General features: G+C 70.0%; 35 protein-coding genes and 1 tRNA gene. 8 read left to right on the top strand and 28 right to left on the bottom strand.

Annotated elements, in window-relative coordinates:
• Positions 1-120 precede the first annotated feature (120 nt).
• The 7 genes from moaC to QM638_RS01335 all read left to right on the top strand — a co-directional run bounded on the left by moaC (position 121) and on the right by QM638_RS01335 (position 3,550).
• Positions 121-648, top strand: a complete 528-nt coding sequence (gene moaC, locus QM638_RS01365; RefSeq protein ID WP_415140133.1) for a cyclic pyranopterin monophosphate synthase MoaC — start codon at positions 121-123, stop codon at positions 646-648.
• On the top strand, positions 645-1,145 hold the full coding sequence (locus tag QM638_RS01360; protein ID WP_415140132.1) for a MogA/MoaB family molybdenum cofactor biosynthesis protein: 501 nt from the start codon (positions 645-647) through the stop codon (positions 1,143-1,145). The genes moaC and QM638_RS01360 overlap by 4 nt, the downstream gene beginning before the upstream one ends.
• Positions 1,146-1,194: 49 nt before the next feature.
• The gene (locus QM638_RS01355; RefSeq protein ID WP_415140135.1) at positions 1,195-1,794 is read left to right on the top strand and encodes a GNAT family N-acetyltransferase; all 600 of its coding nucleotides are present in this window, start codon (positions 1,195-1,197) and stop codon (positions 1,792-1,794) included.
• A gap of 161 nt (positions 1,795-1,955) precedes the next feature.
• Positions 1,956-2,834 carry a hypothetical protein gene (locus QM638_RS01350; protein ID WP_415140131.1) on the top strand — a complete coding sequence of 293 codons (879 nt, stop codon included), beginning with the start codon at positions 1,956-1,958 and terminating at the stop codon, positions 2,832-2,834.
• 42 nt (positions 2,835-2,876) lie between these two features.
• Positions 2,877-2,949, top strand: a tRNA-Ala gene (locus QM638_RS01345).
• A gap of 114 nt (positions 2,950-3,063) precedes the next feature.
• Positions 3,064-3,291, top strand: a complete 228-nt coding sequence (locus QM638_RS01340) for a DUF3263 domain-containing protein (RefSeq protein WP_415140130.1) — start codon at positions 3,064-3,066, stop codon at positions 3,289-3,291.
• Positions 3,292-3,298: 7 nt separating this feature from the next.
• Complete coding sequence (locus tag QM638_RS01335; protein ID WP_415140129.1) at positions 3,299-3,550, top strand: hypothetical protein; 252 nt, start codon at positions 3,299-3,301, stop codon at positions 3,548-3,550.
• A 99-nt stretch (positions 3,551-3,649) separates the two neighbouring features.
• Here QM638_RS01335 and QM638_RS01330 read toward each other — a convergent pair whose 3' ends face one another.
• From QM638_RS01330 to QM638_RS01195, 28 genes are all read right to left on the bottom strand, one after another.
• A complete protein-coding gene (locus QM638_RS01330; RefSeq protein WP_415140128.1) occupies positions 3,650-3,976 on the bottom strand; it encodes a hypothetical protein in 327 nt (108 codons plus the stop codon).
• The gene (locus QM638_RS01325; protein WP_415140127.1) at positions 3,973-4,158 is read right to left on the bottom strand and encodes a hypothetical protein; all 186 of its coding nucleotides are present in this window, start codon (positions 4,156-4,158) and stop codon (positions 3,973-3,975) included. Before QM638_RS01325 ends, QM638_RS01330 begins: the two co-directional genes overlap by 4 nt.
• Positions 4,158-4,973 (bottom strand): endonuclease/exonuclease/phosphatase family protein, encoded by an 816-nt coding sequence (locus tag QM638_RS01320; RefSeq protein WP_415140126.1) that lies wholly within the window; start codon positions 4,971-4,973, stop codon positions 4,158-4,160. The genes QM638_RS01325 and QM638_RS01320 overlap by 1 nt, the downstream gene beginning before the upstream one ends.
• Entirely contained in the window at positions 4,970-5,743 is a 774-nt protein-coding gene (locus tag QM638_RS01315) for a M15 family metallopeptidase (protein WP_415140125.1), read from the bottom strand. The genes QM638_RS01320 and QM638_RS01315 overlap by 4 nt, the downstream gene beginning before the upstream one ends.
• A 111-nt stretch (positions 5,744-5,854) precedes the next feature.
• Positions 5,855-6,634 (bottom strand): hypothetical protein, encoded by a 780-nt coding sequence (locus QM638_RS01310; RefSeq protein WP_415140124.1) that lies wholly within the window; start codon positions 6,632-6,634, stop codon positions 5,855-5,857.
• Positions 6,634-6,990: a hypothetical protein gene (locus QM638_RS01305; RefSeq protein WP_415140123.1), complete on the bottom strand. Its 357-nt coding sequence runs from the start codon at positions 6,988-6,990 to the stop codon at positions 6,634-6,636. The genes QM638_RS01310 and QM638_RS01305 overlap by 1 nt, the downstream gene beginning before the upstream one ends.
• Positions 6,987-7,328: a hypothetical protein gene (locus tag QM638_RS01300; RefSeq protein WP_415140122.1), complete on the bottom strand. Its 342-nt coding sequence runs from the start codon at positions 7,326-7,328 to the stop codon at positions 6,987-6,989. The genes QM638_RS01305 and QM638_RS01300 overlap by 4 nt, the downstream gene beginning before the upstream one ends.
• A 17-nt stretch (positions 7,329-7,345) precedes the next feature.
• Positions 7,346-9,610: a hypothetical protein gene (locus tag QM638_RS01295; RefSeq protein WP_415140121.1), complete on the bottom strand. Its 2,265-nt coding sequence runs from the start codon at positions 9,608-9,610 to the stop codon at positions 7,346-7,348.
• Complete coding sequence (locus QM638_RS01290) at positions 9,603-9,881, bottom strand: hypothetical protein (protein ID WP_415140120.1); 279 nt, start codon at positions 9,879-9,881, stop codon at positions 9,603-9,605. Before QM638_RS01290 ends, QM638_RS01295 begins: the two co-directional genes overlap by 8 nt.
• Positions 9,878-10,666 (bottom strand): hypothetical protein, encoded by a 789-nt coding sequence (locus QM638_RS01285; protein WP_415140119.1) that lies wholly within the window; start codon positions 10,664-10,666, stop codon positions 9,878-9,880. The genes QM638_RS01290 and QM638_RS01285 overlap by 4 nt, the downstream gene beginning before the upstream one ends.
• Complete coding sequence (locus QM638_RS01280) at positions 10,663-14,208, bottom strand: phage tail tape measure protein (protein WP_415140118.1); 3,546 nt, start codon at positions 14,206-14,208, stop codon at positions 10,663-10,665. Before QM638_RS01280 ends, QM638_RS01285 begins: the two co-directional genes overlap by 4 nt.
• A gap of 59 nt (positions 14,209-14,267) precedes the next feature.
• Positions 14,268-14,681 (bottom strand): DUF5361 domain-containing protein, encoded by a 414-nt coding sequence (locus tag QM638_RS01275; protein WP_415140117.1) that lies wholly within the window; start codon positions 14,679-14,681, stop codon positions 14,268-14,270.
• Positions 14,681-15,121: a hypothetical protein gene (locus tag QM638_RS01270; RefSeq protein ID WP_415140116.1), complete on the bottom strand. Its 441-nt coding sequence runs from the start codon at positions 15,119-15,121 to the stop codon at positions 14,681-14,683. Before QM638_RS01270 ends, QM638_RS01275 begins: the two co-directional genes overlap by 1 nt.
• Before the next feature lie 113 nt (positions 15,122-15,234).
• The gene (locus tag QM638_RS01265; protein ID WP_415140115.1) at positions 15,235-15,825 is read right to left on the bottom strand and encodes a hypothetical protein; all 591 of its coding nucleotides are present in this window, start codon (positions 15,823-15,825) and stop codon (positions 15,235-15,237) included.
• A gap of 83 nt (positions 15,826-15,908) precedes the next feature.
• On the bottom strand, positions 15,909-16,109 hold the full coding sequence (locus QM638_RS01260; RefSeq protein ID WP_415140114.1) for a hypothetical protein: 201 nt from the start codon (positions 16,107-16,109) through the stop codon (positions 15,909-15,911).
• Entirely contained in the window at positions 16,106-16,498 is a 393-nt protein-coding gene (locus QM638_RS01255; RefSeq protein ID WP_415140113.1) for a hypothetical protein, read from the bottom strand. Before QM638_RS01255 ends, QM638_RS01260 begins: the two co-directional genes overlap by 4 nt.
• Positions 16,499-16,502: 4 nt before the next feature.
• A complete protein-coding gene (locus QM638_RS01250; RefSeq protein ID WP_415140112.1) occupies positions 16,503-16,769 on the bottom strand; it encodes a hypothetical protein in 267 nt (88 codons plus the stop codon).
• 11 nt (positions 16,770-16,780) lie between these two features.
• Positions 16,781-17,110, bottom strand: a complete 330-nt coding sequence (locus QM638_RS01245) for a hypothetical protein (RefSeq protein WP_415140111.1) — start codon at positions 17,108-17,110, stop codon at positions 16,781-16,783.
• A 4-nt stretch (positions 17,111-17,114) separates the two neighbouring features.
• On the bottom strand, positions 17,115-17,498 hold the full coding sequence (locus QM638_RS01240) for a hypothetical protein (protein ID WP_415140110.1): 384 nt from the start codon (positions 17,496-17,498) through the stop codon (positions 17,115-17,117).
• Between the two features lie 13 nt (positions 17,499-17,511).
• A complete protein-coding gene (locus tag QM638_RS01235; RefSeq protein ID WP_415140109.1) occupies positions 17,512-17,946 on the bottom strand; it encodes a hypothetical protein in 435 nt (144 codons plus the stop codon).
• A complete protein-coding gene (locus QM638_RS01230) occupies positions 17,943-18,878 on the bottom strand; it encodes a hypothetical protein (protein WP_415140108.1) in 936 nt (311 codons plus the stop codon). The genes QM638_RS01235 and QM638_RS01230 overlap by 4 nt, the downstream gene beginning before the upstream one ends.
• Before the next feature lie 15 nt (positions 18,879-18,893).
• A complete protein-coding gene (locus QM638_RS01225) occupies positions 18,894-19,334 on the bottom strand; it encodes a hypothetical protein (RefSeq protein ID WP_415140107.1) in 441 nt (146 codons plus the stop codon).
• 1 nt (position 19,335) lies between these two features.
• On the bottom strand, positions 19,336-20,613 hold the full coding sequence (locus tag QM638_RS01220) for a head maturation protease, ClpP-related (protein WP_415140106.1): 1,278 nt from the start codon (positions 20,611-20,613) through the stop codon (positions 19,336-19,338).
• Positions 20,610-20,762 carry a hypothetical protein gene (locus QM638_RS01215; protein ID WP_415140105.1) on the bottom strand — a complete coding sequence of 51 codons (153 nt, stop codon included), beginning with the start codon at positions 20,760-20,762 and terminating at the stop codon, positions 20,610-20,612. Before QM638_RS01215 ends, QM638_RS01220 begins: the two co-directional genes overlap by 4 nt.
• A complete protein-coding gene (locus QM638_RS01210; RefSeq protein WP_415140104.1) occupies positions 20,759-22,036 on the bottom strand; it encodes a hypothetical protein in 1,278 nt (425 codons plus the stop codon). Before QM638_RS01210 ends, QM638_RS01215 begins: the two co-directional genes overlap by 4 nt.
• 52 nt (positions 22,037-22,088) lie before the next feature.
• On the bottom strand, positions 22,089-23,747 hold the full coding sequence (locus QM638_RS01205) for a hypothetical protein (RefSeq protein ID WP_415140103.1): 1,659 nt from the start codon (positions 23,745-23,747) through the stop codon (positions 22,089-22,091).
• Positions 23,713-24,258, bottom strand: a complete 546-nt coding sequence (locus QM638_RS01200) for a hypothetical protein (RefSeq protein ID WP_415140102.1) — start codon at positions 24,256-24,258, stop codon at positions 23,713-23,715. The genes QM638_RS01205 and QM638_RS01200 overlap by 35 nt, the downstream gene beginning before the upstream one ends.
• A gap of 165 nt (positions 24,259-24,423) precedes the next feature.
• Complete coding sequence (locus QM638_RS01195) at positions 24,424-24,780, bottom strand: hypothetical protein (RefSeq protein WP_415140101.1); 357 nt, start codon at positions 24,778-24,780, stop codon at positions 24,424-24,426.
• A gap of 62 nt (positions 24,781-24,842) precedes the next feature.
• Here QM638_RS01195 and QM638_RS01190 point away from each other — a divergent pair, with 62 nt between their 5' ends.
• Positions 24,843-25,301: a hypothetical protein gene (locus QM638_RS01190; RefSeq protein ID WP_415140100.1), complete on the top strand. Its 459-nt coding sequence runs from the start codon at positions 24,843-24,845 to the stop codon at positions 25,299-25,301.
• Positions 25,302-25,315: the final 14 nt, after the last annotated feature.

Genomic DNA, 25,315 nt, shown 5'->3' with positions numbered 1-25,315 from the left:
GATCTCATGCTGGTCCTCCACGGACAAGCGAGCAGGGCGGTCAGCCACCGGCCGGCGGTTCATCGGGAAGCCTCACCACACACCCGCTGCAATCAGCGCCGACACACGGATGGTGCACCAATGAGCGAACCTCGGCTGACCCACCTCGACGCCGCCGGCGCGGCTCGGATGGTCGATGTCACCGACAAGCCGGTCACCGCCCGGACCGCGACCGCGACCGGGCGCGTGCTGATCAGCGCGGAGGTCGCGCGGCTGCTGCGCGGCGAGGGCGTGCCCAAGGGCGACGCGTTGGCCGTGGCCCGGGTGGCGGGCATCATGGCGACCAAGCGAACCGGCGAGCTGATCCCGCTGTGCCATCCGCTGTCGCTGTCCGGGGTGGAGATCGAACTCGAGGTGGTCGACGGCCCGGCGGTGGCCGAGGGCGGCGAGACCGGGTCGGCCGGCGACGCACCGACGGCCGCCGTCGCGATCACCGCCACCGTGCGCACCGCCGATCGGACGGGTGTCGAGATGGAAGCGCTGACGGCGGTCAGCGTCGCCGGGCTCACCGTGATCGACATGGTCAAGGCGGTCGACCGGCGAGCGACCATCACCGACGTGCGGCTGGAGTCGAAGTCCGGCGGGAAGTCGGGGGACTGGCGCCGATGACCGACCCGTCGGGAGGCCAGGCGCTCAGCGCTGCCGTGGTGGTGGCCTCCACCCGCGCCGCGGCCGGGGTCTATCCGGACGCCACCGGGCCGCTCCTGGTCGACTTCCTGACCGAGCTCGGCTTCGCGGCGACCGGCCCGGTCGTCGTACCGGACGGGGAGGCGGTGGGCACCGCGATCGCCGATGCGGTCTCGGCCGGAGCCCGGGTGGTGCTCACCACCGGCGGCACCGGGCTGACCCCGACCGACCGGACGCCGGAGGTCACCAGGCGCCTGCTGGATCGGGAGGTGCCGGGGATCGCCGAGGCGATCCGCGCCGCCGGGGTGGCCAAGGGCGTGCCCACCGCGATGCTCTCGCGTGGCCTCGCCGGCCTGGCCGGGACCTGTGTGGTGGTCAATCTCCCGGGCTCGCGTGGCGGCGTCGCGGACGCGATCGAGGTGCTGCGCGAGGTGCTGACGCACGCGGCGGCGCAGGCCGTGGGGAGCGATCACCGATGACGCTGGTGCCGGGGGTACCGGTGGACGGGAACAGGTGAGCCGGGTGGGCATGGACAAGGGCTGGCCCGCGGTGCTCTCCCACGGCGCCGTCACGGTGCGACCGTTGGCCCGCAGTGACGCCCGGGCATGGGCCGAGGCGCGGCGACGTTCGGCCGCATGGCTGCACCCGTGGGATGCCACCGTGCCACCCGGCGTCCCGGCCCGGGCGACCACCTTCGCCGAGCTCGTCCGCCGGCTGCGCCGACAGGCGAAGGCGGGGCAGACCTACCCGTTCGCGATCGACGTGGACGGCTCGTTCGCCGGACAGGTCACGGTCAACAACATCGTGCGCGGCTCGGCGCAGTTCGCCTCGGTCGGCTACTGGATCGACCAGGCGTACGCCGGCCGCGGCGTGATGCCGCTGGCGGTGGCTCTGGTGATCGACCACTGCTTCACCACCGCAGGACTGCACCGCATCGAGATCTGCATCCGACCGGAGAACACCAACTCGTTGCGCGTGGTGGAGAAGCTCGGCATCGCCGAGGTCGGCTTCGCACCCCGGTTCCTGCACATCGACGGAGCCTGGCGGGACCACCGGGTCTTCGCGATCACGGTCGAGGAGGTCGCCGATTCGATGGTCGACCGGCTGACTCGTACCGCCCCGTCCTAGCTGCTCGCCTCGTGGGTCCTGCCGCGCCTGGTGCGCCCATTCGGCTGCATACCTAGATCAATGCGCCGGAGCCGACAAATCACATCAGCCACAGAAGTTGTCTGGCGACACACCTTGACATCTCCCTGGGCGGGTGTGTCGGCGCTCGTAACCTTCAACACGTGGACCCGAGCGCACTGATCTTCGTCGCCCTCGCCGTGGCGTGGGCCGTCTATCTCATTCCGAAGGCGCTGGAGCATCACGAGGACGGTCTGCGTCGCAAGGCGGTCTCGGGACTGAGCCGGTCGATGCGGGTGCTCGCCCGTCGTGAGGCCGGGGCCAAGGGCAGGACCGACCTGGTCACCGCGCGGGGCGACTCGCGTCTGGCGCAGCAGCCGCCCGCACCCCAGACGGCCGAGGCCACCGAGGCTGGTGCGGCCGCTGTGGAGGCACCGGCGTACGTCGACGTACCGGCGCGGCTGAGCCCTGCCCAACTGCAGGCCCGTCGGGCGGCGGCCAGGCGAGCGACCCGGCGACGGCGGAACGTGCTCGCGGTCCTGCTCGTCCTGCTGGTCGGCACCGGTGTGGTCGCCGCGCTGGGGACCGTGCCGAGGCTGGCAGTCGTCGCGCCGGTGCTCCTCCTGGCCGCTTGGCTGGTCGCCTGCCGGCTGATGGTGCGGAAGGAGCGCGCCGTGCCGATGGTGCGCATCCCCGCCGATCGGACCGAGGCCGAGCACGTGCCCGCGGCCGCCGAGCAGGACGAGTCGGCGGCGGTCCACGAGGACGCCGTGGCCATGGATGCCGAGACCGGCCAGGTCGAGGTGATGGCCGCAGCCGAGACCGGCGCCGGCCGTTGGGATCCCGTCCAGGCCCCGCTGCCGACGTACGTCTCCAAGCCGGCCGCGCCACGCCGCACGGTGCGGACCATCGACCTGGACTCCACCGGCGTGTGGAGCTCGGGTCGCAACGCCTCCGACTCCGCGCTCGCCCGTGAGGCCGAGCAGGCCGAACGCACCGCGCGACAGCGCGCGGCCGAGCAACGCCGCGCCAGCGGCTCCTGATTTCTGCCCGGCTCGCCAGGGTGCTAACGTTGCACCTCGCTTGGGGCTGTGGCGCAGTTGGTAGCGCGTCTCGTTCGCAATGAGAAGGCCAGGGGTTCGAATCCCCTCAGCTCCACGCTCGGAGGCCACCTCTCAGGGGGTGGCCTCCATCGCGTTTGTAGCCATTACTGTAGCCAAGTCTCTACGCGATCGCCTGAACCTGTCGGCGGTGCGTGGCAGCCTGCTCCCCATGACCGAGCTCGACGCGCAGATCCTGGACCTGGAGTCCCGCCGCTGGAAGTACGAGGGAGCGAAGACCGCGGCGATGGTCGAGCTGGGGCTGACGGCGCCGCGCTACTACCAGCGATTGATGGTGCTGCTGGACGACCCGGAGGCCGAGGCGGTGGCACCGGGTCTGGTTCGCCGGCTGCGGCGGCTGCGGGATGCGCGCCGGCGCGTTCGAACACCCGTTCTATGATCGACGGATGGAGCGCAGGACAGCGGCCCGGCACGTCTGGGTGGACTCGTCGGGGAGCTGGTTCGATCCCAGCCCGGGGATCTTGCTGGAGTGGCAGAAGGGCCGGCCGGGGCGCCCTGGCTGGCAGGCGTTGGTGATCGTGGTGTGGACGTACTCGACGGGTGCGGGCTCTGAGATTCGGGTGACCCAGGACTGGTACGGCGCCGAACACATCAGACCGGCCGAGGCACCGCGACCGTCGCGGGGTCAGCGAAAATGACAAGAGGCCCCGGCCCTGCCGTGGGGGGTGGCAGGACCGGGGCCCGGTCTGTGTAGTTGAGGTGCGATCGAGGTGCAGTCGAGGGCTGCGGCGCGTGCGTCAGTCGGCCGCGCTGGAGCTGGATGCCGCGGACACGTACTCCACGAGCTCGGCCTTCGTCATGGCCTTCGCCGCGGCCGTGGTGAGCGCGGTGATGGTGTAGGTGCCGTCGACGGCCGCGGCGGCCTCCACAGGCTCACTGCTGGTGTCGCTGGCGATGTTCGGGACCACGTAGGTCGTGATGCCGGTGCAGATCGCGAGCGCGAGCGACACCCACACCGCGGTCGACCCCGGCAGGGTGGTGGCCGAGACGGCGGTCAGCACCGAGCCGACCAGGGCGGCGACCATCTTGAGGCTGGCGAGAATCTGAGTGATCGGGGCAGTCATGAACCTGTTTCCTTCGGGTAGGCGGGCAGGCCGCAGATCGGGCAGTGGATGGACCCCAGCTGCTCACCGGCGTGCCAGGTGGTGTTGCAGCAGGACAGCTGCGTCTCGGGCGTGTAGGCGATGACCTGCTGGCCGGTGTCTTCGTCGGCCCAGCCGTGACCGGTCCAGTACAGGTCGCCCATCACGCCTGCTTGAGCCGCAGCGTGGTGATGAACGGGCGGTGGTCCGAGGAGTTGTCGTCGCGGAGCAGCCGGCAGCCGCGGATCCGGATGGAGGTGAACAGCACGTCGATCAGCGACCCGTGGCTGCCGATGGTGCCGCCCTTGCGCGGCGTACGTCCGCCGTCCCAGGAGGCCGTGGTGCCGGTCGGCTTCGCGATGTGTCTGACCATCAGCTTGCGGAAGTGGCTGTTGCGCCAGGAGTAGTTGATGTCGCCGACGATCACGACCTCGGCCTCGGGGTAGGCCTTCCGGTCCTTGTTGACCAGCTCGACCAGGCCTTCGGCGACCGCCTCCCACACCTCGGCACGCTGCTTGGTGTTGTGCAGCGGCATGTGCACCACGTAGCAGATGACCGTGCGACCGGTCCGCTTCTCCCGCAGCCGTACCCGCAGCGCCCGGAACGGCGGGGTCTCGCCGCCGCCGTAGGACGCGACACGGCGGTAGGTGGCCTGCGAGAGCACCGGCGCCCGCGTCGCGCCGAGCTGGCCCCAGGTGTTGCGCTTCCAGGTCAGCCAGCACTCGCCGGCGGCGCCCTTGGAGTGGGCGTAGTCCCACTCCTCGGCGTTCCGGGTGGAGAACAGCGCGTTGGTGCGACCCTTGGCCTCGGTGCCGGAGATCACCGAGCAGCGCCGCAGCCGGTAGCTGTAGAGCCAGCGCCGCAGCCGCTTCTGGGGCCGGTCGAACCGGCCGGAGGAGTGCAGCCACCGGCAGGTGATCGCCTTGCGCGGCCGCGGCGTGCTGGGGGCGGCCTTCCTGCCGCCGGCGACCGGGCTCACGACTTCACCTCGAACCGGCCCTTGGCGAGCGCGGCCAGGGACTTGCGGTCGGGGATGCGGGGCCGGCCCTGGCCGCCGACCTTGGCCTCGTGCCTGCCCCATGCGTTGAGGGTCTTGGCGCCGACCAGGCCGTCGACGGTCAGCCCGGCGGAGTAGCGCTTGTTGAGGTAGGTCTGGATGACGCCGACCCCGTTGTGCCGGGTCACCTTGCCCTTCTCGGCGCCGGCGGCCCGCCGGAACTGGGACTTCATGTTCGACAGGTCGACCGGCTTGCCGTCGTCGGGGATCCAGATGACCGGGCCGATCTTCTTCTGCCGGATCCGGGCGCCGACGTCCTGCAGCCCGCCCGGCTCGACCGCGATCTCCCAATGCATGCCGTCGACGGTGTGCACGTAGTTGCCGCCCCAGGCCACGACCTCGAGGCAGTCCTCCAGCGCGTCGCACTTGCGGATCTGCGCGGCGGTGAACGTCGAGGAGATCGCCACACCGTTGGGGTGCTTGGTTGCGTTGAAGTCCAGGGCCGAGCCCGAGGCGTGGTTGCTCAACTCGTCCGGGTCGTTCCTGTTGGCCCGGTAGGCGAACCCCCAGTCGTCGGCCACGGAGCCCTTGAGGGCCTCGACGTGGGTGTCGTACCACTGGGCGAGGAAGGTGAAGATGTCCTCGACGTTCTGGTTGTCGGCGACCCGGAAGCTGACGCCGGACACCGGGGTGATGACCCGGGTGGCCAAGGTCGGCGACGCCGGCCAGCCGTTGTAGGAATGCTCGGTCATAACTCTCCTTGGGGCGCGGTAGGACGCGGGTGAATGCGGCGAGATGTGACAGACCCCCGCTGTGCGTCCCGGTACAGCGGGGGTCCGGTCTGGGTTGGTTGGGGTGGGGCGCTACTGGCCGACGCTCACGGTCGGCAGGTCGGTGCAGTCCACGGTGAGCACGCCGGCGGCGGAGACGTGGACGGCCGAAACGTACTGGCCCGAGGGGCAGGAGGCGTCGCCGGCGACGACTTGCCCATCAGCACCGTCAGCGCCATCGGCGCCATCAGCACCGGTCGCTCCGGTGTCGCCCTTCTCGCCCTTGCAAGCGCCGCCCGAGCAGTAGTCGGCCACGGCGGCCGCGATCTGCGCGTCGGTGGGACCGGGGCCCTGAGCACCTTGAGCACCAGTAGCGCCTGTGTCGCCCTTCGGTCCGGCCACGGTCGAGTCGGTGCCGTCCTGCCCATCGGTACCGTTCTGGCCGTTCTGGCCAGTAGCGCCCTTGCATGCGCTGGCCGAGCAGTAGGCCCGCACCGCGGCCCGGATCTGCGCCGTGGTGGGCCGAGCCGTGCACGCGCCGCCGGCGCAGTAGGTGGTCACCGCCTCGCGGATCTCGGACTCGGTGAGGTCTGTCGAGGAGCTGCTGCCCGTGTCACCGGTGTCACCAGCATCGGTGCTGCTCGACGCGCTGGGGGTGGCGACGGGCTTCTCGCCGGCCTTCTTGAGGCGCTTGTTGGCCTCGTCGAGGGCCTTCTGCTGGTCGAGGATCAGGTGGTGCAGATCCTCGCGGTCGCGGTTGCCGACGTCGACCTGGTGGCGCAGGGACTGCACCGAGGTGACGGCCCACCACATGCACACGCCGACGAGGGCGGCGAGCACCAGGATCACGACGAGGCGTAGACGGTCGCCCATCAGCCCGGCCTCCGAACGTAGTTGAGGATGAACATCACGATGGAGACCACGACCGGCACGACGCCGGTCAACAGCCATGTCTTGAAGCGGTCGAGCTGGCGCTGCTGGTCCTTGTCGCCCTCGATGCGGTCCGCCTTCTCGTTGCTGAGCTTCTGCTCGAGCGCGACGTAGCGGTCCTCCCAGCGACGGCGCTCGGCTGCGAGGGAGTCCTCGGTGGCCAGCTTGGCGAGCGCCGCGGTGAAGGTGGCGTCGCGGTCGCGCAGCTCGCCGCGGAGCTGGGCGATGTCGTCGCGCCAGTCCTCGCGGAGCTGCCGGATCACCCGGTCGAGCTCGGAGGTGCTGGGCGGCTCGGTCATGAGCTGCCTACGGCGATCCAGTTCGCGGTCACGTTGGTCTGCGCCGTGCTGGTGTTGAGGTTGCGCAGGCGGACGGTGAAGCCTGTGGCGGACTGGGAGTAGATCGAGGCGATCACCCACTGGAACTTCGAGGAGGCCACCACCAGCGGGGTGGACGCGAACGCGGTGGTGAAGGTGACCGCCACGTCGGCATACGAGCTCGCGGCGATCGAACTGGCCGCGCTCGAGGTCCCCGACTGGATCATGGTGGGCAGGTTGGCGACGGCGGCGGTCACCGCGTCGTCGATCGCGGCTTGGATGTTGGCGCGTGAGGGGATGCCGGAGGCTACGAGTGCCATCGGAGTCAGGCTCCTGTCTACCGTGATGCAGTCGGGTTGTCGTCGAAGTCGTCCCAGGTGGACGCGGCCCAGGCGGTGTCGAAGTCGGCCCAGGTGGACGCGGCCCAGGCGGTGTCGAAGTCGGCCCAGGTGGGCGGCAGCAGCACCAGGTCGAGCGTCTGGTCGTACTGGCCGGCCGAGCCGTCGTAGGAGACCTTGGAGACGATGGCCTTCTGTGCCAGGCCGGTGCGCGCGTGGACGAGCGCGAGCACGTCGCCGATGTCGTGGGTCCAGTCGAGCTGGGTGTGGACGCTGGAGGCCTTCCACATCGGCGCCGAGACCCGCGACCAGATGAAGTCGGCGATCTCCTCGGCGTCGGCGGTGGTCTGCACGTACTTCCCGAGGTCGACGGTGACCGTGTTGACGGAGACGTCGGCGTCGAGGCCGCGGGCGATCGTCGCGGTGTCGGCCTGACGCACCACGTAGGCCGGCGTCAGGTACAGGCAGGGGTCGCCGTTGGCGTCCACGGTGTAGAGGTCGGTGGAGGTCTGGTTCTTGATCTTGATCTGGGCCGTGCCGGTGGTGGGCGCGGTGACGGTGATCGAGACGTTCTGCGACGTCGACCCGGTGCCGTCCGATGCGGTGTTCAGGCCGATGATCCCCGTGGCCACGCTGTCGGCGTCCTCCGCGAAACGCCAGGTGAACTCCAGCGGCGCGACGTTCGCCCACGCGTCCAGCGTGGCCAGCACGGTCACGGTCTTCTTGGCGGGGATCGTGACCACGCCGTCGCTGCTCCAGGCGATGGGCCAGTACGGCGAGGGGTCCTCGGCGACGGTGATCACGGTGGCCGGGTTGTAGGTGACCTCGAGCCGGTCGGCGGTGTCGTCGGGGTCGAGCGACCACGGCACGTCCTCGGCCAGGGTGCCCACGTCGAACGCCGTCGCGGTGGCGCCGAGCCCGGCCATCGACTCCTTGTTCTTGACGTACAGGACCCCATCGGCCCCGACCCAGGCGGCACCGCACCAGGCGGCCACGAGCCCCTGGAGGGTGTCCCACAGGGTCAGGCTGGAGTCCAGGTAGGGGGTTGCGAGCGTGCCGCCGAGCATCTCCAGCGACGCCGTCCGCGGCTGCCACACCGCCTCGTCCAGCTCGGTGTGGAGCTGGACTCCGGAGACTGTCGAGCCCGCGTTGATCATGCCGTAGAAGAACTGGAACTGGTCGATGCTGCTCGATGCCGAGTGGGTGACCCAGGCGCTCCAGGCGCTGTCGTCGTCGGCGGAGCGGACGCGGCCCTTGTAGCCGGTCCATGCACCGGTGGCGCCGATGCGCTGCATCTCGATCTGTACGCGGTTCGGCAGGTCGCTGTCCGCGCCGGGGGTCCACGTGCCCGAGGTGTAGGTGCTGCCGTCCGCGGACACCCGGAACTCGCCGGTGACCGGGTTGACGTAGACGAACCCGGCCATGCCGGCGGCCCATCCAGGGTCGGTGGCGCCGGAGTTCCAGAACATGAACGCGACGCCGCCGGCGGCGACATCGGCGGTGATGTAGTACGAGTCGGTCGTCACGGTCGGCGAGTCGAGAGACCCGTCGTAGAGGTCTCCTTCGAAGTCGATGCGTGTCGTCGCCGAGTACGCCCCCAGCGCGCCACTGCTCGTGACCCATTCGACGTCGGACGGGAGCGAGATGAAACCAGCGCCGCCATAACCCTTGTACGACCCCGCGAACCCGCACATGGAGGCGTTGTAGAGCGACGACTCGACGGTCGGGGGCGTCGAGTAGAACCCGAGGGCCCTCGCCAGCATGTCGACGAGGACCACCTGGTCGAAGGACGGCAGGTAGAACGTCGTGTTGACGAGCGGCCCCTGGCTGATGCTGGCCGGGAGCACCTTGCCGACGTAGGACTTCTCCAGCAGCTCCACCTCGGAGACGGCTCCGGTCAGGGCGCCCGAAGCGGCACCGACCTGCCAGGCGCCGAGGCTCATGACGTCCGCGGCATCGGGCCCGTCGTAGGAGACGAACCAGGACGCGTCGCCGCCCGTCTCGACCTTGCGGGTGCTACCCGATGGTGCCCACGGCGTGTACCGGCCGGTGCTGTCTCCGTGCTTGATCGTGACGCTGCCCGACCCGATCGACAGGCCGGACATGCCGCGCACGTTGCCCGGGAACAGCGACCCCTGCAACTCACGGTCGAGCGACCACGACGAGACCGCGAGGGTGCCGAGGTTCGGCAGGGTCACGTAGACGGCGGGGAGCGTCTGGACCGGCGCGGAGGCCGGCCAGGACGCCGGGAGCGCACTAGGCACTCCCCGACTCCTCGACCTGGTACAGGTGCCGCTTGCCGTCTCCGGTCGCGGCCAGCCAGGTCCAGTCGGCCGAGATGCCCTGCTCCGGGGACACGGCCTGGACGAGCACTGTGTCGGTGTCGGTGACGTCGCCGGAATCGTCCAGGGTGACCTCGACGTAGGCGGTCATCGTCATGCCGAAGGCGTCGGCGGCGAAGGCCTTGACCGGGAGGGCGGGGATCGTGGCCGGGCTGCCGGACGCCGCGATGGTGTAGCCCTTGATCTGCTTCACTGTGCAGCCACCTCCTGGATCGTCACCGAGTAGTCGGCCCATGAGGTCTCACCCGCCGTGTTGCCGCCGTACCAGGCGCGGTTGACCGTGATGTCGGGGTCGACGATCGCGACCGGGCACGGGGTGCCCTGACCGATCACGAACGCCGTGGGCGTGGTGGCGGTCTCGGCGAAGATCGGGCCCCACGCCGTCTTGCCCGCGGCCGCGGCGAGGGTGACGGTGATGGTGGTGTCGGCCAGCGTCGTGAAGCTCGCCGAGACGCCGGGGTTGCCCGACTGGCGCGTGAGCGTCACATCGGTGTCGCCGTCCGTGTCGGTGATGCTGCCGACCGTGGTGCCCACGGAGTGGTCGGTCACGACGCCGAAGAAGTAGGTGGTGTCGGCGCGGCACGAGATCTCCCACGAGACGCCGGTGTCGAGCGGGATGCCGTCGATGTAGACGCCTGCGCCGAGTGCCCAGCCTGCCGCGCCGTCGCCCCAGCAGTCCTCGGGTGCGAGCATGTTCTGCGCGCTCATCGTCGTGTCGAGCAGCAGGGTGTCCGTCGACCCGCCGACACCCGCGGCCGCGGCCTGGAGCGCGGCGATGGCGTCCGGCGTGGCGTAGGTGTAGTTCAGCTCCCATGACCGCGGGCCACGGGGAGCACGCTGCCAGATCTGGTAGCCGTCCGTACTGATGAACGAGGACGAGGGGCGCGCCATCGCGACGTCGACGCCCGGGGTCACGCCCTCGAGGTGCACCCACAGCCCGTTGAGCCGCAGCCAGTACGGCGACTGTGTGGCGATCATCCCAGTGCCTCCGCGAAGACCTTGCCGTCGAGATACCACTGGGCCTTGGTGCGCTTGTCCGCGCCGAGCTTCACGTTCAGCGTGAGCCGGCTCAGCGCCGAGGCCAGAGCGGCGTCGCTGCTGGTGCTGCTCGCTGTCGAGCTGGCGGCCGGCGCGGCGACCGAGGTGGACGTCAGAGCTGCGGCGACCCGATCGGACTGATCGACGATCGTGTCGACCATGCCGTCCATGGTGCCCTGGCCGGACGGGGTGCCGACCTGCTTGTACAGCAGCCGCGAGGGGGAGTGGATCCCGAGCGCCTCGCGGACGGCCTTGGTCAGGTGCTTGGCCAGCTTCTTGGCTGCCGCCTTGATGGTGGCGGTCTTCAACAAGCCCTTGAGGATGCCCTGCTGGGCGGCGATCCCGGTGCCGTAGAAGGCGTTCGCGAGAACCTTCCCCGCGGTTGTGGCTCCGGAGCTGATCGCGGAGTAGTCGGCCTTGAGGCTCTTGATCTGGGACTTCGAGCCGGTCAGCAGCGCCTTGAAGACGGGGATCGCCTCGTCGGTGCCAAGGTTCAGCACCTCCTGCACGAGCCCCTTGGGGATGCCGGCGGCCAGCGCCTTGCGCATCAGGCTCGTGACCTGCTTGATCCGGGCGGCCAGGCCGGAGACCACCGAGGCTACCGCGGTGAACGAGGTGGTGGTGGAGCTGAAGCCGAACGAGTTCGTCGTGGTAGTCAGCGCCGAGGACAGGTCGAGCTCGCCGGTCAGGCTCGACTTCACCGAGGAGACCATGTCCTTGTAGGAATCCTTGAGCTTGGCCAGCGTCTTCGCGTGCGCGGCGTACTGCTTCGCGATCGCGGTCAGGCTCGTCTTGGTGGACCGCACCCACGCCTTCATCGAGTTGGCGCTGGCGTTGGCGGCCTCGCGCATGCTCTTCGCGGCGGCCTTGCTGATCTTCTTGTTCTTGAGCAGCTTCTCGATGTGGTTCAGCCGCTTCTCGGTGACCGTGGTGATCGCGTCGGTGACCTTGCTCAGGGTGTCCTTGAGCCCGGGCACGCCCTGCGTGATGCCGGTCACCAGGCCCTGCATGATCATGCGGCCGGCCGGGGTCAGGATCCGGGCGTCCCGCTTCGGCGGGCCCTTCCACGAGGTCAGCTTGTTGGTGATGCCGCCCAGGGTGCTGGCGACGTCGCCGATCTTGGACTTGATGCCGTTGATGAAGCCGGTGATCAGCGAGACGCCCGCGCCGTAGAGCAGGTTGCCGAGGTTGCCCAGCGCGCTCTTGATCCGGCCCGGGATCGACTTCACGAACGAGACGACCTTGCCGAAGGCGGACTTGACGCCGCCGATCACCCGCTGGGCGCCGGCGGTGATCTTGTCCCAGTTCCTCACGACCAGGATCACGGCGGCGCCGACCGGGCCGGTCAGGATGGAGACGATGGTGGCCCAGTGGGACCTGATCCAGCCGAGCACGGAGGAGACGGCTGACTGCACGGCCTTGAAGCCCTTGGTGACCGCGTTCTTGACCGCGTTGGCCCCGGCCTTGGTGACGCTGGTGACCTTGTTCCAGGTGGCCGGGATCGTCTTGGAGAAGAAGGCGGCGACCGACTGGGCGGCCTTCTTCACCCCGGCGAAGGCGGCCTGCACGATCGCACGGAAGGTGGCCGACTTCTTGTAGGCCAGCACCAGCGCGGCGCCCACGGCGGCAAGGCCGGCGACCACCAGAAGCAGTGGGTTGGCGCTCATGGCGGCATTGAGCAGCCACTGCGCCGCGGCGTACGCCTTGGTGGCCGCCGCAGTGGCGACCATGGCCACCTTCTGCGCAACGAGCGAGACGACCTGCGCCGCGGCCGCGGCTGTTGCGCGCACCTGGGTGGCCACCCAGAGCGCCGCCGTACGGGTGGCCGAGACGAAGGCCTTGCCCTGGGTGACGAGCGCCTGCGCGCCAGCTGAGATCTGGCCGGGCAGCGCTCGGAGCTGGCCGCCGACCTCGACCAGGTCGTCCTTGAAGCCGATGACCTTGTCTTTGGCCTCGAGCAGACCGTCGCGAAAACCGAGGACCTTGTCCTTGGTGTCGCTCAGTGTGGAGGCCACGCCCTTGACGCCGTCGACGACGCTGTTGCCGATCTTCACCGCCGCGAGGGTGGCGAGCGCACCGGCCATCCCCTTGGCCGCGACCTCGCCGCCGTGGCCCCCGGTGATCGCGGAGAAGAGCGCCTCGATCCCCGGGACGACGGTCTTCACCAGGAATCCGCCGATGGGCTGCAGCGTCTGCCACAGATCGACGAAGATGTCCCGGAACTGGCCGCCGGCGCCGGTGCCCTTCTGCATCTGGGTGATGAAGATGGTGACCGCCGGCAGCAGGACGTTCGAGAGCCACTTGGCTACCTGCTGGACGGTCGGCGCAAGGGCCTGACCGAGCGCGAGCTCGGCGGTCTCGACGGCGCCCGAGAGCTGCTCCATTGCGCCGGCGGTGCCGGACATGTTGGCCTTGGCCATCTTCTGGGCGGCGCTCTGGTCGTAGGTGGCCTTGATGTACTTCCGGATCCCCTTGGTCCCCTCGTTCATCAGCACCGTGGCTGCGCGAGAGGCGTCCGATCCGAAGATCTGAGTCAACGCCTGCTGCTTCTCCGCATCGGTCAGGCTGCCGAGCTTCTTCTGCAGCAGACCCGAGATCTGAGTCAGCGACTTGAACGAGCCGTTGGTGTTCAGGAACGCCGATCCGGTCTTCTCCGAGTACAGGCCCAGGGACTTCATCGAGTTGAGTGCGGCCTTCGTGGAGGGCTGCAACCTGGTCAGCATCGTCTTCAGCGACGTACCAGCGTCGGAGCCCTTGATGCCAGCGGCGTCGAAGGCCGAGAGCGCTGCCACGGTCTCCTGCAGCGAGAGGCCGGCGTTCTTCGCACCAGGGCCGACCTGCTGCAGGCCCTGGCCAAGAGACTCCACGGAGGCCGAGGACGCGTTGGCGCCGCCGGCGAGAGCCGCCGCGATCTTGTTCATGTCGCGGCCTTTGAGGTTGAACGTGTTCATCGCGTTCGAGGCGATGGTGGCCGCGGTGGCAAGGCTGGTGCCGCCCGCGGCAGCGAGGGTGAGGGTGCCGCTCAGGCCGCCGCCCATGATGTCCTTGGTCGAGATGCCGGCCTTGCCCAGCTCGAGCATTGCGTCGGCCGCCTCGTTGGCCGAGAACACGGTGTCTGCGCCGAGCTTCATCGCCAGTTTGCGCATCTTGTCCATGGCGCTGCCGCCGGCGTTGGTCGAGACCTGGACCTGCGCCATGGTCTTGGAGAAGGCGGCCTCGAGGTTGACCGAGTCCTTCACCACGCTGGCGATGCCGATACCACCCATCAGTCCGGTGATCGCTCCCAGCGGAGACTTGAGCGCAGCTATGAACTTCGAGCCATACCGCTTTCCCGACTTGCTCGCCGAGGATTCGATGCCCCTGCTCAGTCGGGTACCGGCGTCACGGCCGACGCTGTCGAGCTGCCGAGTGAGCTCCGTGCTGGAGGTGTCCAGCCGGGCGGTGAGGTTGATGTAGGCCGTAGCCAGATCGACACCGCTCACGGGCACCTCCTCTATTCAGTTCAGGGCCACGACTCGCCGCGGCGAGCCGGCTGCGTCGGCTATGCGATCTTGGGGAGCGGCCAGTTGAGGGCCTTCGCCATCTGCTCGATCGGGACGACGTCGAAGTCGACCCAGTTATCGGCGCGCTTCTTGCGCTCGGCGGTCCGCTCGGCCTGCGTGATCGCCAAGGGCTTCGGTGGGTTGCGGCCCTTCTGGCCGTCCTCGGTTCGTTGCCAGGCGAGCACGCGTAGGTCGAGCTCGATCAGGCGCTGGAACGCGATCTCGGGGGTGATCCACCAGTCGTCGTCGAGGGCGCGCCGCGTGGCGGCGTCGTAGGGCAGGTGTGCGACGTAGTCGGCGATCTCCCGGGCCGGTATGCCGTAGTCGGCGAGGTGGGCCAGGGTGAGGTTGTAGTAACGCCGGAGGTCGGCGGCGAGTGGCCCGCGGTGCTCGGAGAGGAGCCTCGCGAGCATCAGGAGTTTGGGTCGAGCCCCTTGATCACCTCGGCCACGAAGGTTACGCCCGCCTCGACGCCGACACGCCCGGTCTCCGGGTCCCGCAGGTTCCGCATCGCGACCCTCATCTGCTCGGCGCCCAGAAGCCGGCGCAGGACGGACGGGATGCGGGTGGCGTCCTCGTCGTCGATGCGCGCCAGGTCGTCGAGCAGCTCGAAGTCGTCGGCGGCTTCGGGGAGGATCGTGTAGTCGTGGCCGTCGATCGTCACGACGCGCTGGTCCGGATCGGACGCGCCGGCCCTCTTGGGCTTCCGGTCGGCCGGCATCTTCACGCCGGCCGGGACCGTGGTGGCGGCCTCCAGTACCTCGCGGGTCCCGTCCGGTAGTCCGGAGAGGTCGGCGTCGGCCTTGATCTCCTCGATGGTCCTGCCGGTCTTGCTGGTCTGTTGCTTGCCCATGGCGCTAGCCCTCTCGTGCGGTTGCCGGCCCTGTGCTGGTGTGTTGATGTGGTGGCCCGGTGCGGCGGCGGGCTAGCGGACGGACCGCCGCACCGGGTGCTGTGAGGCGGCGATCAGCCGGTGGCGTCGTCGAGCTCGTAGTAGCGGTAGCGGACGTTGCCGAGCTCGTCGGGCAGGCAGGTGACCTGCACCTCGAGCCCGGAGACGGCCGAGTGCACCATCGGGTCCTCGGAGTTGAGGATGGCCGAGGCGTTCGGCACCACGATGCGGGCGAGCTTGCCGCCGTAGAACCCGGTGATGACGATGATGCCGCTCTTGGGGTCGGTGCCGTTCTCCGCGACCGCGATCTTGGTCGGGGTCGACTCGGTGGCCGCCGTGACGGTGACCTGGTCGTCGCCGAAGGTGTACTGCAGCACGTCGGAGTCCAAGACGCCGAGCAGCTTCGCGGTGAAGCGGGCGACGCGCTTGGTCGAGGTCAGGGTGGCGACCACATCGCCGCCCCAGGCCACGGTGTCGTCGGTCGAGGCCGCGTCGGAGGCGTCGGCGATGCCGTCCTCGGAGACGTAGCCGAGGGCGACCGCAGCGGCGGGGAGCGCGGTCGAGGCGTCGGTGGGCAGGGCCGTGCCCGGCGGCAGGTAGGCGATGCCGCCCGCGACCTTGTCAGGCGACCAGGCCGCGACGGCAGCGGTGGTGGGAGTGGCCATCAGGCGTTCCTCTCTGGTTGGGTGCTAGCCCTGTCCGCCGGCGGTCGCCTGAGCGGGAGAATCCTGGGTGGCTGGTGGGGTGGCTACTTGCCCTCGACCCAGCCCTGTGCGACCCACTCGGCGAGCTTGCTCGCGGGGACGGTCTTGGTGACCTTCTCGCCGAAGATCGGGTGGACGACCTGCACGGTCTCAGTGCTGGCCGTACTGGCCTTCTCAGCGCTGGCAGTGCTGTCGGTGCTGTCAGCGCTGTCGGTGCTGTCGGCCTTCTTGGTGGTGGTGGTCATTCGAGCTCCTCCAGGTCGGTGGTGATGGTGGCGATGAACTGGTACCGCGGGCTGGCCGTGTCGGGGTCGGGGTAGTTGACCGGCTCGGTCAGCGAGATCCGGCCGCCCCAGACGCCGGAGCCGCCGTAGTTGGCCCACAGGTGGCCGTAGGCCAGGCGCGCGAGGTCGAAGGCGGCGACGTCGTCCGGCGCCCAGCACTCGACGAGCACGCGGGGGTCGGACTGGATGAGGTTGCGGGGGCTGCCGCCGGATCGGGTGACGCGCCCGTAGGCCTCGCCGGACGGCCGCGGGTTGGGGACGCGGGTGGCGAAGGTGAGACCGGTCTTGGTGGTCAACAGGTCACAGACCGCGGTCTCGATGTCGACCGGGGCCAGGATCGGCTCACTCACGGCGTCATGCTCCGGCGTCCATGAACCGGATGAGGCGCTGCCGGCGGGCCTCGTCGTCGTTCTCGCCGATGGACCACACGTTCACGCTGGCCACCTCGGCGCCGTCGACCGGGCCGGACTCGTAGCCGCCCCAGCTGGAGTCGGCGTTGCAGGCGTCCGCGATGGCCTGGCCACGGCGGTTGAGGTCGTCTTGGACCTCTTCGGAGCTGAGCAGCTTCTTGATGGCCGCCTCGTCGAACTTCAGGCCGGTGATGGTGCCGTTCTTGGCCATGGTGGTCTCCTTCAGCCCTCTGCGCGCTTGAGCTCGACCACGGCGCCGGCGGTCGGCTGGTACCAGCGACCGCGGGTCCAGTCGCCGGCGCGGCCCTCGACGTCGTAGTCCACGTCGTCGAGCACAACCCGGTCGAGCTCGCCGGGCAGCGAGTCGTCGTTGGGGGCGTAGATCGTCCACAGGATCAGCGAGAGGTCCCGGTTGGTGCGCCAGGGCTCGGCTGAGGCGCCCGGGGCGATGTCCCACACCTCCCAGTCGACCGGGTCGGCGTAGGTCACCACGGGGTTGTTGTGGGCGTCCAGGGCGCCGATCTGGCGGCGCTTGACCTGCAAGGTGGTCACGACGTCACCAACAGCCGAATCGATCGGGGAGATCGGGCAGCGCCGGGTCGGGGAAGCGCTGGGGCGGCGGGAACGATCCCGTGGGCTTGCCGGCGCCCACCGACTGGGCTACCTCCTCGAGGATCGCCGTTCGCCGGGCGGCGTCGAACTGCACGCTGAACGGGCCTGAGGTGTTGGTGGTGAACCCGCCGGGATTCTCGTGCGCGATCCCGCCGAGCTCGATCGCCCAGCCGAACAGCTCGTCGGGCACCGGGTCGGGGCGCTCGTCGAGCTTGAGGATCGGCTTGAGCCAGCCCCAGACGACGCGCTCGGCCACCGTCGCGTCGGCCTCGGTCACGGGCTTGTGCAGCCAGCTGGTGAGGTCGTCGGCGGTGAAGAGCGTCGTCATCTGGGGCCGCCTCTCAGGACCCGGACGCGGTCACGGCCTGCGCGGCGTCGAGGATCGCGGTCAGCGCCTCGACGAGGGTGGAGCGCGGCTTGTCCTTGGCCTGCTCGGCGTCGAGCGCGGCCTGGGCGCGGTCGGTGTCCTCGCCGACCCACGCCAAGACGTCGTCGACGCTGCCGGACGGGACCCCGGCATCAGTCGAGTCCGCAGTCGAGTCCGCAGTCGAGTCCGCAGTCGAGTCCGTGGCCGAGTCCGCAGCCTCGACGGGCTTGACGGCGCCGGCCTTGACCAGCCGCCGGGCCTCCTCGACGTTGAGTGTGACCACGGCGCCCTTGCGGTGGGTGACGTAGTCGTAGGGCTCGCCCGGCTTGCTGGTGATCTGGCGCCAGCGGTGCGCGACCAGCTCGTAGTCGCCGGCCTTGACCTGGCTCAGGTCGATGCGTCCGCTCACGGGGTCACCACCCCGGTGATCCAGCACGCGGCGAGCGGCTGGTCGACCCCCATGGTGCGCTTGGCCGAGGTGTCCGAGCGCCAGGCCTGGCGCGGGCCGCCGTTCGGGCCGTTGCCCTCCGGGTAGAGCCCGGTGGACTCCAGGGGCCGCGAGTCGCTGTAGAAGCCGACCGTGCCGCGCTCGAGGACGAGCACCCGGTCCTGGGGCCAGTGCCGGGCCTCCAGGGCCGCCATGCCCATGATGTCGCGCTCCAGCTTGCCGGTGTAGCGAATGTCCTGGCTGGACAGGCTGTCCTTGTACACCGACAGGAAGTTGTCGTTGTCCATCAGGATCGGCTTGATCGAGCTCGGCAGCACCGTCGTGTCGGCGCTGAAGCCGAACTCGTCCTCGGCGTCGGTGTCGCCGGAGACGGACGCCGATGCGATGGTCTCCTGCGCCTGGGCGATGTCACTGCGGGGCTTGCCGCTGGAGGTGTCCCACGCGGCCGAGGCGGCGATGGTGGGGATGGTGTCGTCCTGCAGCAGCGCTCGCAGGGCACGGGCCCGGGACCGGATGAAGGTGTTGACCAGCTGGATGATCTGGTCGTTGACCTCACCGGTCTTGTTCTCGTCCCGCATCCTGCGCGAGATCCGGATGCCGAGTGCGTTCTCCACGCCGATGGCCATGGCCGGAGTGCCCTTGCCGCCGGCGGCGACCGGGATCTCCTCGAACTCACCGATCTCGGCCGGGTCGTCGTCGAAGTAGAGCGGGCGCGACTTCTCGAAGGCGACCAGGCCGTTGATGCTGTCACCGGCGTCGCGGAGCAGGGTCTCCTCGATGAAGGCGTTCTGCAGCAGCTCGATGACCCGGGTCGGCAGCCACATCGGGTTGCCGAGGATGTCGCTGACGGTGACCTTGTAGCCGTCGTTGACGGTCACGATCTTGGTAACCATGTCTGGGCTCCTTCCTCAGAGAATCCGGGCGAGCCCGGTGGCCTTGGTCGCGACGGTGACGCCGGCCGGCTCCGTGCAAATCGCCACGACAAGTGCGGGGTCGGTGTCGGTGCCGGACACGAACGGGGTGACCGCGCCGGCGGCGGCGGCCTTGAGTCGCTGCCCGAAGTCGGCGTCGGCGGCGTAGGTGAGGGCCACCTCGTGGCCGGACTTGGCCACCACGGCGCGGGTCGGGAGCGGCGCGGCGTTGAGCACGTTGTTGGCGTCGACGCCGGTGCTGATCGAGGCGGCCGTGACCGCGTCGTTCAGCGCGACGCCGAGCACCGTGGTGCTGTCGGCGGCGGCGACGCCGACCTGCGAGTCGTCGCGGGCCTCGACGAGCTGACCGCCCGTGATGGCCTCGGCGACGTCGTAGGACTGCGGGCCGCCCTGGGTGCGGACGGGGATGCCGGCCATGTCAGAACCTCCAGTTCTGGTAGTGCGGGTCGTCGGAGACCGACGCCTCGGCGTCGTCCTCGTTGGCGTGCCCGGTCTCGGTCACGGGGATGATGTCCGGCATCGCGCTCAGCGCCGCCGAGGCGGCAGCGGGGTCGAGGTCGTACTGCTGGGACCAGGCGTCCCGCAGGCCGGTGGGGTACTTGGCCCGGTTGGCGTCGAGGAACGCCTCGCGGTCGCGCTCGTGCAGCGTGGCGGCGGCCGCGGCGCCCGCACGCGCGCCGGCGCGCAGGGTCTCCAGCTCGGCGCTGGCGATGACGGTGTGCCCCTGGGGCACCTCCGCGCTGAGGGACGGATCGGGCTCCGCGCGCTCGTCGAGGGCCTCGTCGAGGGCCGCCAGAATGGTGGCCTCGTCCGCGTCCTCGGCGACGCCGAGCCTGGTCCGCAGGGTGTTGGTTCCGGCGTCGCTGAAAGCCACGGCCGACTCCTCTCCTTCGGGGGTGGACCCGCCCGCGGACGCGGTCGGGGGCTTGGGGGTCAGGCCCTCGGGGGCCTTGTCGAACAGCGAGAGGTCGTAACTCGCGCGAGCCCGCTCCTCGATGTCGTCGGGGTCGACCGGCTCCGGAGTGTCGTCGCCCGCGGTCTCTGCCTGGCCGACGTCGGGCACGGTGGCGACGCGCTTCATGAGGCCCGACTCGACGGCGCTCGCGGCCGTATACCAGGTCTCGGCCTTCTGAAGCTCGCGCCACTCCTCAACCGTGCCGCCAGCGATCTCGGCGTAGAGCTCGGCACCGCTGTTGGAGAGCACGTCGAGGGTGTCGGCGGCCTTCCGCATGGCGTCGGCGTTGCCGTAGAGGAAGGTGCTGGTGTCGTGGATCATCAGCGTGGTGCCGGGGCTCATAACGCTGTCATCGCCGCAGGCCGCGATGTAGGAAGCGGCGGAATACGCCGCGCCGTCGACCACGGTGATGATCTCCGCGCTGTGTGCGCGGAGCAGGTTGACGATCGCGCGGCCCTCGGCGGACTCGCCGCCGGGGGAGTTGACGCGGACGATGATCCGGTCGGCGTCGCCGAGCAGATCGAGAGCCTGCGCGACCTCCTTCGAGGAGACGCCCCACCAGCCGCCCCAGGAGTCGACCGGCCCGTAGATCCGCAGTGTGCCCGTCCTCGACGGCTGCTCGACAGGAGCGGTGCGCGCCGTGGCGGAGACCGCCTCCTGGGGCCGGGTGACGCTCAGGAGCGGGCGGCTTGTGTCGGGCTTCTGGTCGCCCCAGTAGCGGTAACGCCCCATCTTGGTCATGCGGCCACCTCTCGCCTGCGCTGATTGCGCTGTTGCTCGCTCGCCGTAGCCCATCGGCAATTGCCGGGCTCATAGTCGCCGTCGTTGTCGATCCGGTCGATCGTCGTCAGGCGGTTGAAGCTGTGCCCGGTCAGGTCGATGAGTCTCATGCGGTCTCCTCCAGGGGTGCACTGGCGCCGCGCGCCGGCAGGCCCAGCGCCGTACGGATGAACTGCTCCAGGGGCTCGTCGGGCTTGAGCACCCCGGCACCGACGAGGGTGGCGATCGCCGCGACGATCGACTCCTGGTTCGAGCCGATCTCGTCGAACACCAGCCGCGGTGCCCGGGCGCCGGGCCAGTTCCAGTGCACGAGGTCGCGGATGATGTGGCGCGAGGCGGTGCGCGCGATGTCGCCGGCGACCGCCTGCAGGCTGAGGGTGAAAAAGTCGGCGAACGTCGAGCCGAGCGCCCAGGAGCCGGTCATCGTTCCCAAGTTCAAGAAGTGGGCCAGCACGGCGCGGGCGATCTGCTCGTCGTTGTAGCGCTTGACCTTGTCGACGTCGGGCAGGGTGCCGGTGTAGCCCTTGGGCTCGAGGCTGGCGCCGTTCGGGATCGCGGCGCCGGCACTCTGGCCGGAACGCGCCTCGGTGGCGATCGTCTTGCCGGCGGAGAGGTCCTTCTCGTTCTCGGCGGCCTCGTAGACGTAGAGCGGACTGCCGGCACGCTCGATGAGCGTCATCTCCACGCGCATGGCGCGGTTGTTCAGCAGCCACGGCGTGTAGGCCGGACGCAGCAGGGAGCGGCCGCGCCAGTTGCCGCCCTTGCGGCCACGGACGTAGGCCACCACCCGCCCGACCGGGAGACGGACAGGGCCCGGGGTGCCGGTGACCAGGCTGGAGATCAGGGTCTGCTCCAGCGAGACCAGGCCGCCGTCGCGGGCGATGTTGATCTTGCTGATGGTCCGGCCGGGCCGCCAGCCGAGCTTGACCAGGTGCCAGCGCTCGTCGTCGCCCCAGGCCGCCTTCTGCTCGTAGAAGCTGTGGCCGTAGCGCAGCACCTCCTCACCGGCGACCTCGAGGTGCTCGCCCCACGAGAAGCGCTCCTCGGCGTTGCCTGTGTCGGGGGTCTTGTCCTGACCGAGGATCGGCAGGCCCAGATCGCCGGCGACGTGCGCGGTCACGTCCGCGTCGCAGCCGGTGCCGTCGATACGCCAGCCGGTGCGCAGGATGGGCATCAGCACGGCCTGGAAGACCGAGGAGACCTGCGGGTTGTCGGCCATCTGGTCGTACACGTCGTACGCCGCGGGCCAGCGCAGCTCCGGGACGCGCTCGGCGGCCAGGTCGTCCCACCACCCGGTCTGGGTCGTGGTCACCGCGGCACCGAGCTCGCGGCTGGGCGCGGTCACGGGAGCCAGCTCGGCAGGAGCCACAGGGCTCTCGGTCATGGCTGCCTCCCTTCAGGATCGAGTCGGCTCAGAACGCGACTCAGAACGCGACTCAGAACGCGACGGTGTCCCAGTCGATGGCGCTGTTGCCGTCGAGGTTGTTGCTGGTGTTGCTGTTGGTGATCGACTCGGCTGAGCTGTCGGGGATCGACTCCGGCGAGGGCGGCGAGGTCTTCGCCTTCTCGGCCTCGGCGAGCTCGAAGCGGTACAGCGCGGTCGAGGTGGCGACCAGCGGCGAGATCGGGATCGGCGTGTTGCGGCTGTCGAAGTACCGGCCCTGGCGGCCGACCTGACGGGTACGGGCCACGGTCACCGCGGTGTCGAGCGCGGTCTGGCCGAGGTGGGTGACCTCGCCGCCGGCGATCTTGGTCAGCAGCGCCGAGCAGCCCCCGGACAGGTCGTTGTGCACCAGCTTGTGCCACTCGATCTCGGCGGCGTTCAGCGCCGGGATGAGGGTCTTGGCCTCGGTCGAGGGGTGCAGGGCCACCTCGAGCACCTCGATGTTGGCCCGAACCCGCTTGAGCCGGTCGATGACCCAGGCCTCGCCCGACCCGGCCGGCTCGGTGTGCTCGAGGATCACCAGGTCGCCCGCGGAGTTGCGGCCGGCCACGCCGATCGAGGTCACCGACCGGTCGGGCTCGGTGTACAGCACCACGCAGGCCCGCTTCGGCGCGGGGGCCTTCGGGTCGCGCAGCTCCTTGCTGGCCCACCGCGTCGCGTTGATCGCCGGTGGTCCGCCGGCGTCGGTGGGCAGATCCTCCCAGCCGAGGCACTCGCGCATGTAGCCCTCCGGCGAGAGCTCCTGGCGCAGGTTGCGCAGTGTGCGGATCGTGATGCGGCCGGTGTCGAGGGGATTGCCCTCGGCGTCGCGGTGAACGGTCGGGTTGGCCTGGAGCAGCAGGTGCTGGCGGTCCAACGCGCAGTCGATGCCGCGGTCCAGGGCGTCCTTGGGGTGGGTGCACTCCGGGTCCGCGCACGGCTCGCGTCGGGCCAGCCACTCCAGGTAGGACAGCTCGGGTGACTTGTGGTTGCGCCCGCGGTCGATCAGGTCGCGCAGCGCCTCGGCGTCGGGGTCCAGCGGGGGAGCGCTCGAGCCGTAGAGCACCTGCGGGTGGTACTGGGCCAGCAGGATCGGCAGCAGCGCGTCCGCGGTGCGCTTCTTGAACTTGAAGGCCTCGTCGATGATGACCTTGGGCTTCTTCAGCCCGCGGCCGCCGTCCCGGGTCCGGGTCTGGAACCACACCGTCTGACCGGTGTTGAGCTCCTGGCGCTCCTTGCCGTTGGTGTCGTACTTGCCGCCGTTCTGGGTGGCCGGCAGGTACCGCGAGAGCGAGGAGGACGACAGGATCTCGAACAGCTCGTCCTGGGCGTCCAGCGAGGTCTTCAACTCGTGGGCGGACCAGGCGATCTCGGGCACCTCGGTGACGAACAGCCAGCCGATCGACGACTGCAGGAAGAGGCCCGACTTGAGGTTCTGCCTCGCGCAGACCACGCAGAAGGCGAAGCTCGCCGGCGCGCCGTCCGACCGGATCGCGAACACCAGGTCGAGGCCGAGCTCCTGCTGGGGATCTGGAGGGAAGCCGGCCTGGGCGCAGACGTCCGCGACCTCGGGACCGTAGGTCAGCGCCGGCTCGGGCCGGACCCGTACGCCGTGCGGACAGGTCCAGTAGTCCGGCTCAACGAGCTGCCGCTTCGCGAGCCTTGCGCTCACGGGCTTCCCTCGCTCGCTTCACCTCGTCGTCCTCCTCCACGGCGTGATCGGACGCGGTGCCGGGATCAGTCGAGCCAGCTGAGTCAGCCGGGTCAGCCGAGCTCGGCGCGCCAGCCAGAGCAGCGCCCATCACCGCGCGCAGCTCCTTGCTCAGCGCGGTGGCACCGGACTCGTCGGGGTTGACCAGCTTGCGCGCCAGCTGGAGCGCGAGCTGACCGTTGAAGGTCATCGCCTTGCCGGCCTCCTCGAGCTCGAGCCGCACCGCCTTGACCAGGTCGTGCTCGGCGAGGCCCTTCGCGGCGTCCGCGCCCACCGACTCCTCGGCCGCCCGGCGGGCACGGGCGGCGCGCTGGCGGCAGGTCGCCGAGCAGAACCGAGCCGTCGACCGCTGAGGCGTGAAGCGCCTGCTGCACTCGGGCACCTCGCACTCGCGCTCCGGATGCTCGACCCGGCGCTCGGTCCGAGCCGAGGTCTGGCGCGGGGCCTGGCGCGGGACCTGGCGACGGGCCATCGGGGCCTCCTCCGGGTGCGGTGACTAACGTGACGAGGCGGCGGTGGGCGGCGCCCGGAGGGAGAAGAGCGGCGGCATACCCCTCCGCCAGAGATCCGCGGCCGCGAGATTTTTCCGGGCCAGCTGCGGCAAGTGAGACCGGGGCGGGCCGGGGCGAGGCGGGGCTCAGTCGAAGATGGCGAGGGCGCTGGGCGCCGCGCCGGCTGCGCTGTCGGGGCTGCCGAACGCACCGGGGTCGCCTGGATCACCGGCCGCGAAGCTGAGGCGCTGGACCGGGGTGCGGCCTCGAGCCAGGTTGCACGGACCGCAGCAGCCGCGCAGGTTGGCCCGCGTCATGGCCAGATCGGGCCGCTGCGTCTTGGGGATCACGTGGTCGGCCGTGGTGCTGACGTGGGTGCAGATGCCGGCGAACCCCAGCCAGCACACCGGCTCCTCGGCCACGACCTGATCGCGCAGCCGGCGCCACGCCCTGTCGCTGGTCGGATCACTGGGCCAGTAGCCGACCCACCACTGTGCTGCCATCGGCTCCAGCCTTACTCAGCAAACGCCTGACACTGTCGGCCCGGGCGCCTACCGTTGCGGTCGTGCGTCGATTGATCCTGCTCGTCCTGCCTGCCCTCGCTCTCACCGCGTGCGGCGGTGGCGGCGACCAGAAGACAACCATCAGCGTCACGACACCAGCCGCGAGCACCAGCACCAGCACCAGCACCGAGGCTGCGGAACCGAGCGCGAGCGATTCGGCGCCGCGGATCCGTGACGCTGTACAGGCCTACTCGGATGCGTTCCTGACGGGCGAGGGAGCGAAGGCCTACGGCCTGCTCTCGACTCGGTGCCAGGAGCGGACAAGCCAGAGTGACTTCGAAGCCACGGTGTCACAGGCGGGTGAGCAGTACGGGAACGCGCTGTCCTTCGCCAGCTTCAGCGCCGACGTGTCCGGCACGATGGCCCGGGTCACCTACACCTACGCCGACTATCCCGAGATCGATCAAGACTCCGAGCCGTGGGTGCTTGAGGACGGTGCCTGGCACGAGGACGACTGCTGACCACGCTGACCCGG

It is taken from the genome of Nocardioides sp., from assembly GCF_047606145.1.
Lineage (GTDB): Bacteria > Actinomycetota > Actinomycetes > Propionibacteriales > Nocardioidaceae > Nocardioides.
Note: the sequence above shows the minus strand (reverse complement) of the source record. Positions and strands in the feature narration are given on the sequence as shown.